We start from the raw sequence: 15,662 nt of genomic DNA on the forward strand, positions 1-15,662 counted from the left end.
CCGAAGGGTTCCCCCGTGCTCGCCGTACACGACCTCGAGATCCGCGTGGGGGCGCGCGTGCTGATGCAGGACGTGAACTTCCGGGTCTCCGACGGAGACAAGATCGGTCTGGTGGGTCGCAATGGAGCGGGCAAGACGACACTGACGAAGACGCTCGCCGGGGAGACCCTCCCCACCGGCGGACGCATCGACCGCAGTGGGGAGATCGGCTACCTGCCCCAGGACCCGCGCTCGGGTGATCCCGAGGAGCTCGCTCGCACCCGCATCCTGAACGCTCGCGGCCTCGGCTCGCTCGTCCAGGGGATGCACGAGGCCACCATCGCGATGGCCAGCGAGGACACCGCTGTCAGCGAGGCCGGCATGAAGAAGTACGGTTCGCTCACCGACCGCTTCCAGGCCCTCGGAGGCTACGCGGCCGAGGCCGAGGCCGCGTCCATCGCGTCGAACCTCAACCTGCCCGATCGCATCCTCGACCAGCCGTTGAAGACGCTCTCCGGTGGTCAGCGTCGTCGCATCGAGCTGGCCCGCATCCTGTTCTCGGATGCCGGGACGATGATTCTCGACGAGCCGACGAACCACCTCGACGCCGACTCCATCGTCTGGCTGCGCGACTTCCTCAAGAACTACAAGGGCGGCTTCATCGTGATCACCCACGATGTCGAACTCGTGGGGGAGACCGTCAACCGCGTCTTCTACCTCGATGCCAACCGCACAGTCATCGACATCTACAACATGGGCTGGAAGCACTACCAGCGCCAGCGTGCCGCCGACGAGGAGCGCCGCAAGAAGGAGCGCTCCAACGCGGAGAAGAAGGCAGGCGTCCTGCAGATGCAGGCGGCGAAGTTCGGTGCGAAGGCGTCGAAGGCCGCAGCGGCGCACCAGATGGTCGCCCGGGCCGAGAAACTGCTCTCGGGCCTCGAGGAGGTGCGGGCCGTCGATCGGGTGGCGAAGCTGCGCTTCCCGACCCCTGCGCCCTGCGGACGCACTCCGTTGCAGGCTTCGGATCTGTCGAAGAGCTACGGTTCGCTCGAGATCTTCACCGCGGTCGACCTCGCGATCGATCGCGGTTCCAAGGTCGTCATCATCGGCCTGAACGGTGCGGGCAAGACGACGCTCCTGCGCATCCTCGGCGGCGTGGACCAGCCCGACACGGGTCAGGTCGAGCCGGGTCACGGGCTGCGTGTCGGCTACTTCGCCCAGGAGCACGAGACCATCGACGTGAAGAGCACCGTGCTGCAGAACATGGTGTCATCGTCGCCGAGCCTGACCGAGACCGAGGCCCGCAAGGTGCTCGGCTCGTTCCTGTTCACCGGCGACGACTCGCACAAGCTCGCCGGTGTGCTCTCCGGTGGCGAGAAGACCCGCCTCGCTCTCGCGATGATCGTCGTCTCCGGCGCCAACGTGCTGCTTCTGGACGAGCCGACGAACAACCTCGACCCCGCGAGCCGTGCCGAGATCCTCGACGCGCTCGCACACTTCGAGGGTGCCGTCGTCCTGGTCTCCCACGACCCAGGAGCCGTCGAGGCGCTCAACCCCGAGCGCGTGCTGATCCTGCCGGATGGCGTCGAAGACCACTGGAACGCCGAGTACGCCGACCTGATCGCGCTGGCGTAGGGCGCTTCGGGCGCAGACTCCGTCCGGCCCTCAGCGACCGGTCAGCCACCCGCTCGCTGAGGCCCGCGCGCAGCGCGCGGTCGAAGCGCGCTCAGCGGCCGGAGACGTGCTCGGCGTCGAGGATCTCGTCCTCGACGGCCGCATCGGTCTTCGCCTTCCTGGCACGACGTCGTTCGCGCTCGAGGGCGCGCTCGCGCTCGTCGGGGTCGTCGGCGTTCAGCATCCGGTACTCGTTGCGAACAGCCCAGCCGAAGCCGATGAAGCCGAGCAGCGCGAAGACGAACCACTGGAATGCGTACGAGAGGTGCGGGCCTTCATCGAGGGCCGGCTTCTCAGCCGCCGATGGACGGCTCGCCGCTGCCGGCACCTCGGAGTCGAGGAGGCCATAGGCCCCGGTGTAGGTCGGCTCCCCAACGAGCTCGCCCATGTCGGCGAGTTCGATCGTGGCGACTTCGTTGCCGGATGCACTCCGGCCGGCCAGGCGCGGCTCGCCCGCCTTCAGCCGCGCGACCACGGTCACCTCACCCGACGGTGGCTCGGGAATCACGTCGGGAGCATCCTGTCGTGACCCCGTCGGGAGCCAGCCGCGGTCGACGATGAACACCGTGCCGTCGGCGAGCTGCAGGGGAGTGAGCACCTCGAAGCCGGGGCTGCCGTCGCGGGGACGATTGCGGGCGAGGCGCTGGTCGTCCGTCAGGTACACCCCCGTCATCTCCACGGGCAGGTACTTCTGGGAGATGTCGAACGAGTCCAGCTCGGGCAGGGCATCACCGAGCGGAACGGGCTCGGCGCTCCAGTTGCTCTCGACCCGGTCGATCTCGGCCAGGGCCTCGGCGCGGCGCGCTATCTGCCAGAACCCGAGCGACACGCAGACGAGCGCGAAGACGACGACCAGGGCGAGGTAGCCGATCCATCGTCTGCTGAAGGCGAATGACCAGCCGTTCACGCGTCGGCTCCGATCTCGAGAGCGCTGACGGTCAGCGGGAAGTCGCGGGCAGCGAGGAACTCGCGCAGGTACTCGACGTGCTCGTCGCACGCCAGCCAGGTCTTGCCGCGGTCGCCCGTGTGGATGCGGGGGTTCCGCCAGTCGATACGCCAGGCGGCGGTCTCGTCGCAGCCCGCGCGGGAGCATGCGTGCACCTCGGGTGCACCGCCCGATCCGATCACGCGTCGTCCCCGGGTCGTCGGCTGTCGTCGTCCGAGCTGCGGTCGCTGAGCACGATCGAACCCGGCCGCAGCGGAGTGCGTGAACCCGAGGTGGTCTTCACGTTCGCCACGACGACGGCGATGTAGGGCAGGATGATCGCTCCGGCTGCGAAGACCCAGAGCCATGCCCCTCGGGCGAACAGCATCGCGAGCACGCACAGCACACGGATCGACATCATGATCGAGTACTTGATGACTCGAGCGCGTCGTTCCGCATCCGGGGAGGCCGGAAGGCTGGTGATCGAGGAGGGCTGTTTCATTCCTGGCCGAACCGCGGTGACCCGAGTGTCGCCGCTGCTTCCAGCCTACGCGGGGTCAGGGGTGCTTTCGTCCTAGGCTGGGGGAGTTGTCAGCGAGAGAAGGAACCATTCCATGAGCACTCCCCGTACAGTCCTCGTCACCGGCGGAAACCGCGGTATCGGCTTCGCCATCGCCGAGGAGTTCGTGCGTCAGGGCCACCGCGTCGCCGTGACCGCCCGCTCGGGTTCCGGGCCTGAGGGCTCGCTCACCGTGCAGGCTGATGTGACCGACTCCGCATCCGTCGACGCGGCCTTCACCGCCATCGAAGCAGAGCTCGGCCCGGTGGAGGTCGTCGTGGCCAACGCCGGCATCACCCGCGACACCCTCCTCATGCGCATGAGCGACGAGGACTTCGAGACCGTCATCGACACCAACCTCACGGGCTCCTTCCGAGTGGTCAAGCGGGCGTCGAAGGGCATGCTCAAGGCTCGCTACGGCCGTATCGTGCTCATCTCGAGCGTCGTCGGTCTCTACGGCGGTCCCGGTCAGGCGAACTATTCGGCCTCGAAGGCGGGCCTCGTCGGCTTCGCCCGGTCGATCACGCGGGAGCTCGGTGGCCGGGGCATCACCGCCAACGTCGTCGCTCCCGGGTTCATCGAGACCGACATGACAGCTGAACTGCCCGAGGCGACGCAGGCCGACTACAAGAAGTCGATTCCGGCCGGGCGCTTCGCCACTCCGAACGAGGTCGCCAAGGTCGTCGCCTGGATCGCCGGCGACGACGCGGGATACATCTCGGGGGCGGTCATCCCCGTCGACGGCGGCCTCGGGATGGGCCACTAGCGGGCCCCGCTCGCTGAGGCCGGCGCGCAGCGCGCGGTCGAAGCGTGTTCGCAGCGCTGCTTCGGCCGCGGACTCCGTCCGGGCCTCAGCGAGCGCTGGTCGTTAGCCCCGCAGTCCGAGCAGCGGGAGCACCTGCGACAGGTCCGGAACGTCCACGGCCACGCTGGCGCGCGATCGCACCAGCGGCTTCGCGTTGAAGGCGACCGAGAGGCCTGCGACGCCCATCATCTCGAGGTCGTTCGCACCATCCCCGATGGCGATGGTGCGGTGACGCGGAACGTCGTGGGCCGACGCCCACTCCTGTAGTGCAGCCGCTTTCGCGCCGGCGTCGACGATCGGGCCGGCCACTCGACCCGTCAGGTGGCCGCCATCGACCTCCAGCCGGTTCGCCCGCCACTCGTCGAGTCCGAATGACGCCCCGATGGGGTCGAGCAGTTCGTGGAACCCGCCGGACACCACGCCGACGACTCCTCCTGCGGCATGGACGCCGGCGATGAGGTCGTGAACCCCGTCGGTCGGACGGATGCGGGCACCCACGTCGTGGAAGACGCTCTCGGGAAGCCCGGCCAGCGTCGCGACGCGTTCGCGTAGGCTCGCAGCGAAGTCGAGTTCGCCGCGCATGGCGCGCTCCGTGACGTCGGCCACGAGGGTGCGCGAACCTGCAGCGTCGGCGAGGAGCTCGATCACCTCGTCCCGAATGAGGGTGGAGTCCGCATCGAGCACGACGAGGAAGCGCGCGTCGCCGACGCGCGGTGCGGCATCCGTCATTCCGCGGTGACCCGCGTTCCCTTGCCGACGACGGTGATGCCGGAATCGGTAACGGCGAAGCCCCGAGCGGCGTCCTTCTCGTGATCGACACCGATTTGGGCACCGGCCTCGACGACGACGTCCTTGTCGAGCACGGCGCGGATGACCTGGGCATCGGTCTCGATGCGGGCGCGCTCGAAGATGATCGAGTCGACGACCTTGGCGCCTGAGCCGATGGTCGACCACGGGCCGAGCACGCTGCGCTCGATGTGCGCACCCGAGATCACCGATCCGAGCGACACGATCGAGTCGATCATGGTGCCGAGGGACCCACGGGCGTCGCGCACGAACTTCGCGGGGGGAGCGTTCAGCTGCTGCGTGAATATGGGCCAGGCCTCGTTGTAGAGGTTGAACACCGGCAGCGCCGAGATGAGGTCCTGGTGGGCTTCGAAGAACGAGTCGATCGTTCCCACGTCGCGCCAGTAGTACCTGTCGCGGTCCGTCGATCCGGGAACGTCGTTGCGCATGAGGTCGTAGACGCCGGCTGTGCCGCGGGCCACGAAATCGGGGATGATGTCCCCGCCCATGTCGTGGCTGGAGTTGGTGCGTTCTCCGTCGCGCAGAACCGCGTCGACCAGCGCGTCGGTATTGAAGACGTAGTTGCCCATGGAAGCCAGCACCTCGTGCGGGGCATCCGCGAGCCCGATGGGATCGCTCGGCTTCTCGCGGAACGCGGCCACCCTCGTGGCGTCGTCCTCGTCGACCTCGATCACGCCGAACTGGTTCGCGAGCTCGATGGGCTGACGGATGGCCGCGACGGTCGCCTCGGCACCGGAGTCGATGTGCGCCTGCACCATCTGGGAGAAGTCCATGCGGTATACGTGGTCGGCACCGACGACGACGATGATGTCGGGCTTCTCGTCGTGGATGAGGTTGAGGCTCTGCAGGATGGCGTCGGCCGATCCGCTGAACCACCGCTTGCCGAGGCGCTGCTGGGCGGGCACCGAGGCGATGTAGGAGTTGAGCATGCCCGACAGGCGCCAGGTCTGCGAGACGTGGCGGTCGAGGCTGTGCGATTTGTACTGGGTGAGCACGACGATCTGCGTGAGCCCGGAGTTGATGAGATTCGACAGGGCGAAGTCAACGAGGCGGTAGTGCCCTCCGAAGGGAACAGCGGGCTTGGCCCGGTCCTCCGTGAGGGGCATGAGCCGCTTGCCTTCTCCGCCGGCCAGCACGATGCCGAAGATCTTCGATGACTTCATGGCTCAACAGTAGTGTGGCGCGGCGGGTCCCGGCATGCCCTTGCCGATGCGCGCCGACATCTGTATCAAGACCGACGGATGCCCTAGCGTTGCCTCATGCGCGTCGACCTGCTCACCCGTGAATATCCGCCCGAAGTCTATGGAGGAGCGGGGGTGCACGTCGCCGAGCTGGTGAAGGCGCTCCGCCGCGACACCGACGTGCTGGTTCGGTGCTTCGGTGCACCGCGCGATGAGGCCGGCGCCTTCGCGTACGGCACGCCGGTCGAGCTGAGCTCTGCGAATCCGGCGATCGCCACCCTCGGCACCGACCTGGCGATGGCACAGGATGCCGCGGGCGCCGACCTCGTGCACTCGCACACCTGGTACGCCAATGCAGCCGGGCACATCGCCAAGCTCCTCCACGGCATCCCGCACGTGGTCACGGCGCACAGCCTCGAGCCGCTGCGCCCCTGGAAGGCCGAGCAGCTCGGCGGCGGCTACGCGGTGTCGAGTTGGGTCGAGCGCACGGCGTTCGAGGCCGCGGATGCCGTCATCGCCGTGAGCGGCGGCATGCGGCGCGACATCCTTCGGTCCTACCCGGCGATCGATCCCGACCGGGTTCACGTCGTCTACAACGGCATCGACCTCGAGCGCTGGAAGCCCGTGCACGATGAGGCGACCGTCCGTGCGCTGGGCATCGATCCCGACCGGCCATCAGTGGTGTTCGTCGGCCGCATCACCCGTCAGAAAGGGCTGCCGTACCTGCTCCGCGCTGCGCGGATGCTTCCCCCCGAGGTGCAGCTGGTGCTGTGCGCCGGTGCCCCGGACACGCAGGCGATCATGGACGAGGTCAGCGGCCTCGTGCGCGAACTGCAGAAGGAGCGCACGGGGGTCGTGTGGATCGACCGACTGCTGCCGCAGCCCGAGCTCTCGGCCGTGCTCACCGCTGGCACCGCGTTCGTCTGCCCGTCGGTCTACGAGCCACTCGGCATCGTGAACCTCGAGGCCATGGCCTGCGGGCTCCCCGTGGTCGGAACAGCCACGGGCGGCATCCCCGAGGTCGTCGATGACGGCGTCACCGGACGCCTCGTTCCCATCGAACAGCTCCAGGACGGCACCGGGACTCCCATCGATCCCGAGCGCTTCGTGGCCGATCTCGCCGAGGCGCTCATCGCGGTCGTCAGCGACCCCGAGGCAGCGGCGCGGATGGGCGCGGCGGGGCGGGATCGGGCCGAGCGCGAGTTCGGCTGGGATCGCATCGCGGCGAGCACGCGAGAGATCTACGCCAGCCTCGTGAGCTGACCTGTACGCCCTCCGCTGACGGATAGCATGGGCTGTATGCCGAACGTTGTGCAGCTGTCAGACGTCTCCGTCATCCGTGACGGAAAGCCCATCCTCGATTCGGTGACGTGGTCCATCGATGACGATCAGCGCTGGGTCATCCTCGGCCCGAACGGAGCGGGGAAGACCACCCTCCTGCAGATCATCGCCGCCATGCTGCACCCGACGAGCGGCACGGCCGAGATCCTCGAGGAGCGCCTGGGCGCCGTCGACGTCTTCGAGTTGCGCCCCATGATCGGTTTCGCCTCCACGGCGATGGCCCGCAAGCTGCCGCGGAACGAGACCGTGCTGAACGTGGTCATGACGGCGGCGTACTCGGTCACCGGCCGCTGGAACGAGGAGTACGAGGAGATCGACTCCCGCCGCGCCCAGCGCGTTCTGGCCGAGTGGAAGCTCGACCACCTGGCCGACCGCACGTTCGGAACCCTGAGCGACGGCGAGCAGAAGCGCGTGCAGATCGCTCGTTCCGTGATGACGGATCCCGAACTCCTCCTGCTCGACGAGCCGGCGGCGAGCCTCGACCTCGGGGCCCGCGAGGAACTGCTGCAACTCCTCGGCGGGTACGCTCGCGAGGCGACGTCACCGGCCTTCGTGATGGTGACCCACCACGTCGAGGAGATCCCGGTGGGGTTCACGCACGTCATGCTCATCGCCGACGGCAGGGTGACGGCATCCGGACCCCTGAGCGAGGCGCTCACCTCGGAGAACCTCACCGAGACGTTCGGCCTCCCGATCGAGGTCACCGAGACCGACGGCCGGTACGCGGCACGCGCCGTCTGACACTCGTCGCGCGGAAACGGCCAGCAGGACGATCTCTGCTAGACTCGGTAGCTGGCCCTCGTGGCCTGAGCTTTTCGCCGTGCGCGGCGTTACCCGTGGCCTCCACGATCTCAACACAATTCCGTTCCATTCGAAACACAAGGACTCTTCAATGAAGACTGACATTCACCCCAAGTACGAAGCGGTCGTCTTCCGCGACCTCGCGTCGGGCAAGTCGTTCCTCACCCGTTCGACCGTCGGCAGCGCCAAGACCGTCGAGTGGGAAGACGGAAACACGTACCCCGTCATCGACGTCGAGATCTCCTCGGAGTCGCACCCGTTCTACACGGGCAAGCAGCGCATCATGGACTCGGCCGGTCGCGTCGAGAAGTTCAACCAGCGCTTCAAGAACTTCGGCAAGTAAGCGCCGGCTCCAGCCCGGACAGGAAGGCCCTCGCCATCGGCGGGGGCCTTCTCCCGTTTCCGGATGCCGCAGCGGAGCGCACCTCGCACCGGGCGAATCCATCGTCGGTGCGCTGAGTCAGGGCTCCAGGCCCGGCGGCACGTAGAGAGTGCCGTCTGAGGCGTTGGCGAACTCGGTGCGGAGGCGGTCGCGGGCCTCGTGCTCGACCAGCACCGGCACGAAGTCGCGGATGGGATTGCCGTCGAGGTTGTGATGCTCCTCCTCGACGACCTGCTCCACGACACCGGGGTCGACCTCGGGGAAGCGGTCCTCGAGGCGCTCGACGACCTTCTCGACAGCTGCGTTCTCTTCGTCGGCATTCATTGCAGCAGTCAACGCCCCGCACCTGCGCGCGTGCAAGCGAACATCCGGTGAACGGATGCGGGTTGACCCATGTGTCGGCCGCGCACTCGGCGTGGCCTCAGGCAGCGGGGACTTTCAGCGCACCGGCCAGGAACCAGAGGTGCTGAACTCGGGATCCTTCGTGCGGCGCATGTAGCTCTGGAAGCTCTCGGCCTGGGCCTGGCACCAGTCGACCTGCCGTTCGTGCAGTTCCTCCGCCGTGATGGTCAGTGCATGCGGGTAGCGCCGGGCGATGGCCTGCGCGACGTGTCCGGCAGCGATGGCGTCTGCACCGGCATCGTGGGCGTTGTCGAGAACGACTCCGTAGTGTTCCGCGGCGGCCGTGAGGGTGCGCTTGCCCTTGCGGTAGGTGTCGACCGCCTTGTCGATGACGAGGGGATCGATGACGGGACTGGGGGAGACGAGGCCGGGGATGCCGTAGCGCCGAGCCTCACGGTCGAGCACCGAGAGGTCGTAGGCGGCGTTGTATGCGACGAGGGGAATGCCGACGGCGAGCTGGCTCCGGATCGCCATGACGATCTCGGCGACGGCCTCGGAGGCGACCCGACCGTAAATACGCGCGTGCTCCGTCGTGATGCCGTGGATCTCGGCGGCGCCGTCGGGGATGATGACGCCGGGGTCGACGAGCCAGTCCGTGCGCTCCACCACGACACCGTCGGCATCGAGCACGGCGAGGGTTGCCGTGACGATGCGCGTCGTCTCCACGTCGATGCCGGTGGTCTCGAGGTCGAAGACGGCCAGCGTCGAGGCCCAGGTCGCGGTGCTTGTCGTGGTCACAGGGTCAGAGTATGCAGGGCCGCCGACATCGCCCGTGAGCCACTCCGCGAAGGTCTCGGTTCCCCCGGCGAGTTCCGGCGCCAGGTTGAGGCCCGTACGGAAGAAGCGGAGGATCGCCCCCACCGACGGCAGGGGGATGATCGGGCCGCGTCCTCCGTTGGCCGAACGCCGGAGCGACGCGATGACACCCGAGGAGAGCACCTCGGGTCCGGCGACGACGTGCAGACGTTCCCGGCCCGATGGGACGAGTGCCTCGTCGACCAGTTTCGCCGCGACGTCGCGCACCGCGACGGGCTGGAAGGTCGTGCCCAGGAGCTCGGTCGTCCATCCGAAGGGTGCCAGTCCGAAGAGCTGGTCGACGAGGTCGTGGAACTGGCTCGCCCGCACGATCGAGACATCGAGGCTGGAGTCGCGGTAGGCGTGCTCCTGTGCCGTTTTCGCGGCGTAGTAGCTCGAGACTCCGCGGTCGACGGCGATGATCGACAGCAGCACGAGACGACGCACGCGAGCGAGTCTGGCCGCGGCTGCGACAACGCGCGGCCCCTTCCGCAGGGTTGCCTGCGCTCGGCCCGACACTCCGTCTGTCGCGTCGATGATCGCGTCGGCGCCACTCAGGGCGGCGATCAGTCCGACGCCAGAGGCGATGTCGGCTCTGGCGTATTCCGCGCCGGGAATGGAGGCATCCGATGCCACAGTCCCGCGGCTGACGGCGCGCACCCGCACTCCCCGTGCGAGTGCCTCCAGAACGACCGCCCGCCCGGCTCGACCCGTTCCGCCGAGCACGACGACCAGGGGAACGTGCGGCTCGGAATCCATGAGCCGAGTCTAGGTCGGCACGCACAGCGCGCATCCAGCCCGCCGCCGGACCGCGCCCTAAACTGGAGGCGATGTCAGTCTCCTCGCCCTACGCCGCGCAACTCGAGCGCATTCCCGTCGTCGAACATGCCCTGACCGTGCTCGGAACGGAGACCAGGTACTGGGAGTACGGCGACTCGTCTGCCGCGGAGACGATCGTGCTCGTGCACGGCTTCCGCGGCGACCACCACGGTCTCGAACCGGTCGTCGCGCAGCTTCCGGGCGGACACATCATCTCGCCCGATCTGCCGGGATTCGGTGCGTCAGCGCCCCTCGCCAGCGCTCACGACATCGATGGCTACGCGGCCTGGCTCACGGCCTTCATCGCCGAACTGCGCCTGACCGGTCGAGTGGTGCTGCTCGGCCACTCCTTCGGGTCCATCATCTCCTCTGCTGCTCTGGCGGCAGGACTCGTCGTCGACGACGTGATCCTCGTGAACCCGATCGCGGCTCCCGCGCTGCGTGGACCACGCGGCGTGATGACGCGGCTCGCGGTGCTCTACTACCAGGCGTCCGCCGCCCTGCCCGATCGGGCTGGCTTCGCCCTGCTCCGCAACCGCGCCATCGTTCGCATCATGAGCGTGACCATGGTGAAGACCCATGACGCCGACCTCCGTCGCTTCGTGCACGACCAGCACGACAGGTACTTCTCGGCGTTCAGCGATCGTGATGTCGTGCTCGAGGCGTTCCGCGCCTCGGTGAGCCACGACGTCAGCGAATACGCCGCGGCCATCCCCACGCGCACCCTGCTGATCGCCGCGGACAAGGACGACATCACGTCGGTCTCCGCCCAGCACGCCGTGCAGAAGCTGTTCCCGGATGCCACCCTCCATGTCATCCCCGACGTCGGTCACCTGATCCACTACGAGACGCCGGCCGAGGCGGCAGCCCAGATCACGGCGTTCCTCGCCGAGCCGGCGGCGCCAACGAGCCCGACGGCCCCCGCCACTCCGGCGGCATCGTGAGGATCGTCTTCGACGCCCGCTACACGCGCATCGACCACCATGACGGCATCAGCCGCTACACCGCCAACCTGGTCGCCGAGCTCGCGAAACTGCATCCGGTCACCATGCTCATCAGCGATCATCGTCAGCTCGCCATGCTGCCCGATCTGCCCTGGCAGATCGTGTCGGCGCCCACGAGTGCCCTCGAGCCGCTGGTGGCTCGCGCCGTGAACAAGCTGCGACCCGACATCGTGTTCACCCCCATGCAGACCATGGGATCGTGGGGCCGGCGCTACGCCCTCCTCCTCACGGTCCACGACCTGATCTACTACCGGAACCGCACCCCTCCCCGGGATCTCGCCGCTCCCATCAGGCTCCTGTGGCGTCTCTACCACCTCGCCTGGTGGCCGCAACGGATGCTGCTGAACCGGGCGGACGGAGTCGTGACGGTCTCGAACACCACCGCCGCGCTCATCGCGGAGCACGACCTCACCCGCAAGCCCGTGACCGTGGTGTCGAACGCAGCGGCACCGCTTCCAGCGACTGCTGACGACGCGGACGGAGCCGTGCCGCAGCGCGAGGCGCCCGACGTGCGCCGCCTCGTCTACATGGGCTCCTACATGCCGTACAAGAACGTCGACACACTCGTACGCGCCGCCGCGATGCTCCCCGGCACTGAGCTGCACCTGATGAGCCGTGTGACCGACGCTGAGCGCACCAGGCTCCAGAGGCTGGCGCCGTCTGCAGTGCTGGTGTTCCATGACGGAGCCTCGGATGCGGAATACGCCGAGACGCTGCGCTCCGCGACCGCTCTCGTGACGGCTTCGCGCGACGAGGGTTTCGGCATTCCTCTGGTCGAGGCCATGAGCGTCGGAACTCCCATCGTCGTCAGCGACATTCCGATCTTCCGCGAGATCGGCGGAGACGCGGCCCTCTACTTCGATGTCGACGACGCTCAGGCACTCGCGGCCGCCGTCACACGTCTCGACGACTTGGAGGAGTGGCAGCGACGCTCGGCGCTGGGTCTCGAGCGCGCGGCGACGTTCACGTGGGCGGCATCCGCCCGCACCCTGCTCGGTGTGCTCGAGGAGACGGTGGCGCGTCGGCGCCGACGCTGACCCGGCTGCAGCGGGCTCAGGCGGCGAGCTGCTCGGCGATCGAGCGGAGCACCTCGGTGGTGCCGGCATCGATCTTCACGGCGGCGCGGCCGTCGCCCTTCGTTACGCCGCGGTTGACCACGATGATCGGCGTGCGCTGACGACGTGCCTGCTCGACGAGACGAATGCCCGAGTTCACCACCAGCGATGAGCCCGCGACCATCAGCACATCGGATGCCGTGAGCATGGCCTGCGCCTCCCGGAACCGCTCGCGCGGCACGAACTCGCCGAAGAACACCACGTCGGGCTTGAGCATCCCGCCGCACACAGTGCACTCCGGCACGATGAACGCGTCGATCTCGGTGACGTCGGCGTCGCCGTCGGGTGCGAGCCGCGCCGCCTCGTCCTCGGTGAGCCAGGGGTTGGCATCGGTCAGGCGCTGGGCGATGTCCGAGCGGGCGAAGAACTGCCCGCAGTGCAGGCACACGACGCTGTCCATCGAGCCGTGCAGCGGTACGACCCGCGTGGAGCCGGCGCGCGTGTGCAGGCCGTCGACGTTCTGCGTGACGATGCCGCTGACGACACCGGATGCCTCGAGTTCGGCGAGCACACGATGCCCGGCGTTGGGCCCGGCCTGGGCGAAACGACGCCAGCCGAGGTGGCTTCCCGCCCAGTAGCGGCGGCGGTAGCGGTCATCGGCGAGGTACTGCTGGAACGTCATCGGGTTGCGCACGGGGGCACCGGCGCCGCGGTAGTCGGGGATTCCGGAGTCGGTCGAGACGCCGGCGCCGGTCAGCACCAGGGTCGATCGTCCGCGCATGAGGTCGACGGCTGCGCTCACTCCGGTGCGCTGCTCGTCGCTCAGTTCCAGAACCGTGTCGGTCATGCCACTCCTTGCGCCTGATGTAACGAGTCTAGGCACTGCAGTTTTCCGGATTGTTTCTCAGGCTGCGACGATGGGCTGAAACAACGAGGGGAACCCGTGCACGTCATCCGCATCACCGACCTCGAGGCCGACGGCCTCTCCGACTACGCGCGTCTCACCGACGTCGCCCTGCGGCGCGTCACCGAGCCGGAGGGTGGGCTCTACATCGCGGAGTCGACGAAGGTCATCACGCGGGCGCTGGCGGCCGGGCATGTACCTCGGTCGGTGCTGCTGCAGGAGAAGTGGCTGGCCGACGTAGAACCGCTTCTGGCCGACTTCCCCGACGTTCCCGTGTTCGTCGGCGATGCGAAGCTGCTCGAGCAGCTCACGGGCTATCACCTGCACCGCGGTGCCTTGGCGGCGATGCACCGGCCGGAGAATCCGTCGGTCGCCGAGCTGCTGAAGGATGCCCGCCGCGTCGTCATCCTCGAGGACATCGTCGACCACACCAACGTCGGCGCCATCTTCCGCTCCTCCGCGGGCCTCGGCATCGACGCCGTTCTGGTGACCCCGCGCTGCGCCGACCCGCTGTATCGACGCAGCGTGCGCGTCAGCATGGGCACCGTGCTGCAGGTGCCGTGGGCTCGTCTTCCGGAGTGGGAGGAAGCCGCGGCACTGCTGCACGAGGCGGGCTTCGAGATCGCCGCCCTCGCCCTGGCCGACGACGCCGTGAGCCTGCCGGACTACGCGGCCGACCCTCCGGACCGGATCGCCCTCGTGTTCGGCAGCGAGGGAGACGGACTCAGTCGAACGGCCCTCGCCGCGGCGGACACCGTCGTCACCATCCCCATGCTGCACGGCGTCGATTCCCTCAACGTGGCCTCGGCCAGCGCCGTCGTCGCGTACGCCCTGCGCGTCGACCGGGAGCACAGCCCGCCCGACCTAGACTGATCCGATGCCCCTCTCCCGACGCCAGGTCTATCGACGTCGCAGAATCCTCGTGTTCAGCGCTCTCGCTCTCGTTCTCGCTGCTGTCATCTACGGCACCACCACCCTCACCGCTGCCGTTCCGGCGACAGCGGCATCCGTCACCCAGCCGACGGTGGCCACCCAGCCGGCCGCCCAGCTCACCTGGCCCGACTTCGGCAGCGGCGCCGTCGGTGCCGTCGGTTTCGACGGGCTTCTGGGTTCTCACGGGGACCCTGACGCCGCGGTGCCGATCGCGAGCATCACCAAGGTGATCACCGCCCTCGTCGTGCTCGAGGCGAAGCCGATCGCGGCGGGCGAGGAAGGTCCGTCGATCACCTACACGGATGCCGATGTCGACATCTACTACGACCAGGTGGCCGAGAACGCGTCGGTCGCTCCGGTCTCATCCGGCCTGCAGCTCAGCGAGAAGCAGTCGCTGACGGTCATGCTGCTGCCGTCTGCCGGCAACTACAGCGAGTCGCTGGCGATCTGGGCGTATGGATCCGTGGACGCCTACCTGGACGCCGCCAACGCGTGGGTCGACGATCACGGCCTGGCCAACACGACAGTCGCAGACACCAGCGGCTTGAGCGACGACAGCTCGAGCAGTCCGACCGATCTCGTCGCCCTCGCGAAGATCGCAGTGGCCGATCCGACTCTCATGTCGATCGTGTCGCAGGAGTCGGCCGACATCCCCGGCGTCGGAGTCGTGAAGAACACCAACAACATGCTCGGCACTCACGGGGTCGATGGAATGAAGACCGGAACCAACGACAACTCCGGTGCCACGCTGCTGTTCTCGGCGAAGTACACCGTCGGCTCCCAGACGGTCACCGTGGTCGGCGCGATGCTCGGTGGCGCCTCGATGGGCGACCATGACGTGCTCGACGCCGCTGTCGGCACTGTGCTCGACGGTGTCGCAGCCGGATTCCATGAGGTGCAGTTGACGACGGAGGGGGCGCCGGCCGCAACCTACAAATCGCTGTGGGGAGACACCGCGACGGCCGTGAGTGCCAAGACGGCGTCGGTCCTGACGTGGTCCGACACCGCTGTGAGCGGCGTCGCGAAGGCCGAGGCCGTGCAGGCCGCCGATGACGGCGACACCGTGGGCTCGCTCACCTTCACCGTCGGCACCCAGACCGTCGAGGTTCCGCTGGTTCTCATGGGCTCCATCGACGGACCGGACGCAGGCTGGCGCCTGAGCCATCCGGGGGAGCTGTAGGCACGTCTCCGTTGGTCGAGTAGGCCGCGAGCGCAGCGAGCAGCCGCCGTTGGTCGAGTAGGCCGCGAGCGCAGCGAGCAGCTTCCGTTGGTCGAGTAGGCCGCGAGCGCTCTCTC

General features: G+C 68.1%; 17 protein-coding genes. 9 read left to right on the forward strand and 8 right to left on the reverse strand.

Annotated features, from left to right (window positions below):
- The first annotated feature begins 15 nt into the window (after positions 1-15).
- On the forward strand, positions 16-1,614 hold the full coding sequence (locus ASC59_RS03770; protein ID WP_055818476.1) for an ABC-F family ATP-binding cassette domain-containing protein: 1,599 nt from the start codon (positions 16-18) through the stop codon (positions 1,612-1,614).
- Positions 1,615-1,705: 91 nt separating this feature from the next.
- Here ASC59_RS03770 and ASC59_RS03775 read toward each other — a convergent pair whose 3' ends face one another.
- The 3 genes from ASC59_RS03775 to ASC59_RS03785 are packed head-to-tail and all read right to left on the reverse strand — an operon-like array spanning position 1,706 to position 3,080.
- Positions 1,706-2,560, reverse strand: coding sequence for an SURF1 family cytochrome oxidase biogenesis protein (locus ASC59_RS03775; protein ID WP_055818477.1), 855 nt, complete (start codon positions 2,558-2,560; stop codon positions 1,706-1,708).
- On the reverse strand, positions 2,557-2,781 hold the full coding sequence (locus tag ASC59_RS03780; RefSeq protein WP_055818479.1) for a hypothetical protein: 225 nt from the start codon (positions 2,779-2,781) through the stop codon (positions 2,557-2,559). Before ASC59_RS03780 ends, ASC59_RS03775 begins: the two co-directional genes overlap by 4 nt.
- A complete protein-coding gene (locus ASC59_RS03785) occupies positions 2,778-3,080 on the reverse strand; it encodes a DUF3099 domain-containing protein (RefSeq protein ID WP_055818481.1) in 303 nt (100 codons plus the stop codon). The genes ASC59_RS03780 and ASC59_RS03785 overlap by 4 nt, the downstream gene beginning before the upstream one ends.
- 112 nt (positions 3,081-3,192) lie before the next feature.
- Here ASC59_RS03785 and ASC59_RS03790 point away from each other — a divergent pair, with 112 nt between their 5' ends.
- Entirely contained in the window at positions 3,193-3,903 is a 711-nt protein-coding gene (locus ASC59_RS03790) for a beta-ketoacyl-ACP reductase (protein WP_055818485.1), read from the forward strand.
- A 102-nt stretch (positions 3,904-4,005) separates the two neighbouring features.
- On the opposite strand, the gene serB is transcribed toward ASC59_RS03790, so the two are convergent.
- Together serB and glgC are read right to left on the reverse strand one after the other, a co-directional pair.
- The gene (gene serB / locus ASC59_RS03795; protein WP_055818487.1) at positions 4,006-4,671 is read right to left on the reverse strand and encodes a phosphoserine phosphatase SerB; all 666 of its coding nucleotides are present in this window, start codon (positions 4,669-4,671) and stop codon (positions 4,006-4,008) included.
- Entirely contained in the window at positions 4,668-5,912 is a 1,245-nt protein-coding gene (glgC, locus tag ASC59_RS03800; RefSeq protein WP_055818489.1) for a glucose-1-phosphate adenylyltransferase, read from the reverse strand. The genes serB and glgC overlap by 4 nt, the downstream gene beginning before the upstream one ends.
- Before the next feature lie 96 nt (positions 5,913-6,008).
- Here glgC and glgA point away from each other — a divergent pair, with 96 nt between their 5' ends.
- The 3 genes from glgA to ASC59_RS03815 all read left to right on the forward strand — a co-directional run bounded on the left by glgA (position 6,009) and on the right by ASC59_RS03815 (position 8,415).
- Entirely contained in the window at positions 6,009-7,193 is a 1,185-nt protein-coding gene (gene glgA, locus ASC59_RS03805) for a glycogen synthase (RefSeq protein WP_055818491.1), read from the forward strand.
- A gap of 36 nt (positions 7,194-7,229) precedes the next feature.
- Positions 7,230-8,012 (forward strand): ABC transporter ATP-binding protein, encoded by a 783-nt coding sequence (locus tag ASC59_RS03810; RefSeq protein ID WP_055818493.1) that lies wholly within the window; start codon positions 7,230-7,232, stop codon positions 8,010-8,012.
- A 151-nt stretch (positions 8,013-8,163) separates the two neighbouring features.
- Positions 8,164-8,415, forward strand: coding sequence for a type B 50S ribosomal protein L31 (locus ASC59_RS03815; RefSeq protein ID WP_055818496.1), 252 nt, complete (start codon positions 8,164-8,166; stop codon positions 8,413-8,415).
- 117 nt (positions 8,416-8,532) lie between these two features.
- Here ASC59_RS03815 and ASC59_RS03820 read toward each other — a convergent pair whose 3' ends face one another.
- Together ASC59_RS03820 and ASC59_RS17750 are read right to left on the reverse strand one after the other, a co-directional pair.
- Complete coding sequence (locus tag ASC59_RS03820; RefSeq protein ID WP_055818498.1) at positions 8,533-8,778, reverse strand: three-helix bundle dimerization domain-containing protein; 246 nt, start codon at positions 8,776-8,778, stop codon at positions 8,533-8,535.
- A gap of 114 nt (positions 8,779-8,892) precedes the next feature.
- On the reverse strand, positions 8,893-10,410 hold the full coding sequence (locus ASC59_RS17750) for an exonuclease domain-containing protein (RefSeq protein ID WP_082513376.1): 1,518 nt from the start codon (positions 10,408-10,410) through the stop codon (positions 8,893-8,895).
- A 71-nt stretch (positions 10,411-10,481) separates the two neighbouring features.
- On the opposite strand from ASC59_RS17750, the gene ASC59_RS03830 reads away from it, so the two are divergent.
- Together ASC59_RS03830 and ASC59_RS03835 are read left to right on the forward strand one after the other, a co-directional pair.
- Positions 10,482-11,414 carry an alpha/beta fold hydrolase gene (locus ASC59_RS03830; protein WP_055818500.1) on the forward strand — a complete coding sequence of 311 codons (933 nt, stop codon included), beginning with the start codon at positions 10,482-10,484 and terminating at the stop codon, positions 11,412-11,414.
- Complete coding sequence (locus ASC59_RS03835; protein ID WP_055818501.1) at positions 11,411-12,511, forward strand: glycosyltransferase family 4 protein; 1,101 nt, start codon at positions 11,411-11,413, stop codon at positions 12,509-12,511. Before ASC59_RS03830 ends, ASC59_RS03835 begins: the two co-directional genes overlap by 4 nt.
- Positions 12,512-12,527: 16 nt before the next feature.
- Here the strand turns inward: ASC59_RS03835 and ASC59_RS03840 are convergent, their stop codons facing one another.
- Positions 12,528-13,376 (reverse strand): NAD-dependent protein deacetylase, encoded by an 849-nt coding sequence (locus tag ASC59_RS03840; protein WP_055818503.1) that lies wholly within the window; start codon positions 13,374-13,376, stop codon positions 12,528-12,530.
- 96 nt (positions 13,377-13,472) lie between these two features.
- On the opposite strand from ASC59_RS03840, the gene ASC59_RS03845 reads away from it, so the two are divergent.
- Together ASC59_RS03845 and ASC59_RS03850 are read left to right on the forward strand one after the other, a co-directional pair.
- Positions 13,473-14,306, forward strand: coding sequence for a TrmH family RNA methyltransferase (locus ASC59_RS03845; protein ID WP_055818505.1), 834 nt, complete (start codon positions 13,473-13,475; stop codon positions 14,304-14,306).
- Positions 14,307-14,310: 4 nt separating this feature from the next.
- Complete coding sequence (locus ASC59_RS03850) at positions 14,311-15,546, forward strand: D-alanyl-D-alanine carboxypeptidase family protein (RefSeq protein WP_055818508.1); 1,236 nt, start codon at positions 14,311-14,313, stop codon at positions 15,544-15,546.
- Positions 15,547-15,662: the final 116 nt, after the last annotated feature.

Source organism: Leifsonia sp. Root1293 (assembly GCF_001425325.1).
Classification (GTDB): Bacteria; Actinomycetota; Actinomycetes; order Actinomycetales; family Microbacteriaceae; genus Orlajensenia.

Excerpts from the sequence above, each read along its gene's own strand:
- ASC59_RS03785 (WP_055818481.1), bottom strand. The coding sequence starts at position 3,080 with ATGAAACAGCCCTCCTCGATCACCAGCCTTCCGGCCTCCCCGGATGCG.
- ASC59_RS03790 (WP_055818485.1), top strand. The coding sequence starts at position 3,193 with ATGAGCACTCCCCGTACAGTCCTCGTCACCGGCGGAAACCGCGGTATC.
- serB (WP_055818487.1), bottom strand. The coding sequence starts at position 4,671 with ATGACGGATGCCGCACCGCGCGTCGGCGACGCGCGCTTCCTCGTCGTG.
- glgC (WP_055818489.1), bottom strand. The coding sequence starts at position 5,912 with ATGAAGTCATCGAAGATCTTCGGCATCGTGCTGGCCGGCGGAGAAGGC.
- glgA (WP_055818491.1), top strand. The coding sequence starts at position 6,009 with ATGCGCGTCGACCTGCTCACCCGTGAATATCCGCCCGAAGTCTATGGA.
- ASC59_RS03810 (WP_055818493.1), top strand. The coding sequence starts at position 7,230 with ATGCCGAACGTTGTGCAGCTGTCAGACGTCTCCGTCATCCGTGACGGA.
- ASC59_RS03815 (WP_055818496.1), top strand. The coding sequence starts at position 8,164 with ATGAAGACTGACATTCACCCCAAGTACGAAGCGGTCGTCTTCCGCGAC.
- ASC59_RS03820 (WP_055818498.1), bottom strand. The coding sequence starts at position 8,778 with ATGAATGCCGACGAAGAGAACGCAGCTGTCGAGAAGGTCGTCGAGCGC.
- ASC59_RS17750 (WP_082513376.1), bottom strand. The coding sequence starts at position 10,410 with ATGGATTCCGAGCCGCACGTTCCCCTGGTCGTCGTGCTCGGCGGAACG.
- ASC59_RS03830 (WP_055818500.1), top strand. The coding sequence starts at position 10,482 with ATGTCAGTCTCCTCGCCCTACGCCGCGCAACTCGAGCGCATTCCCGTC.
- ASC59_RS03840 (WP_055818503.1), bottom strand. The coding sequence starts at position 13,376 with ATGACCGACACGGTTCTGGAACTGAGCGACGAGCAGCGCACCGGAGTG.
- ASC59_RS03850 (WP_055818508.1), top strand. The coding sequence starts at position 14,311 with ATGCCCCTCTCCCGACGCCAGGTCTATCGACGTCGCAGAATCCTCGTG.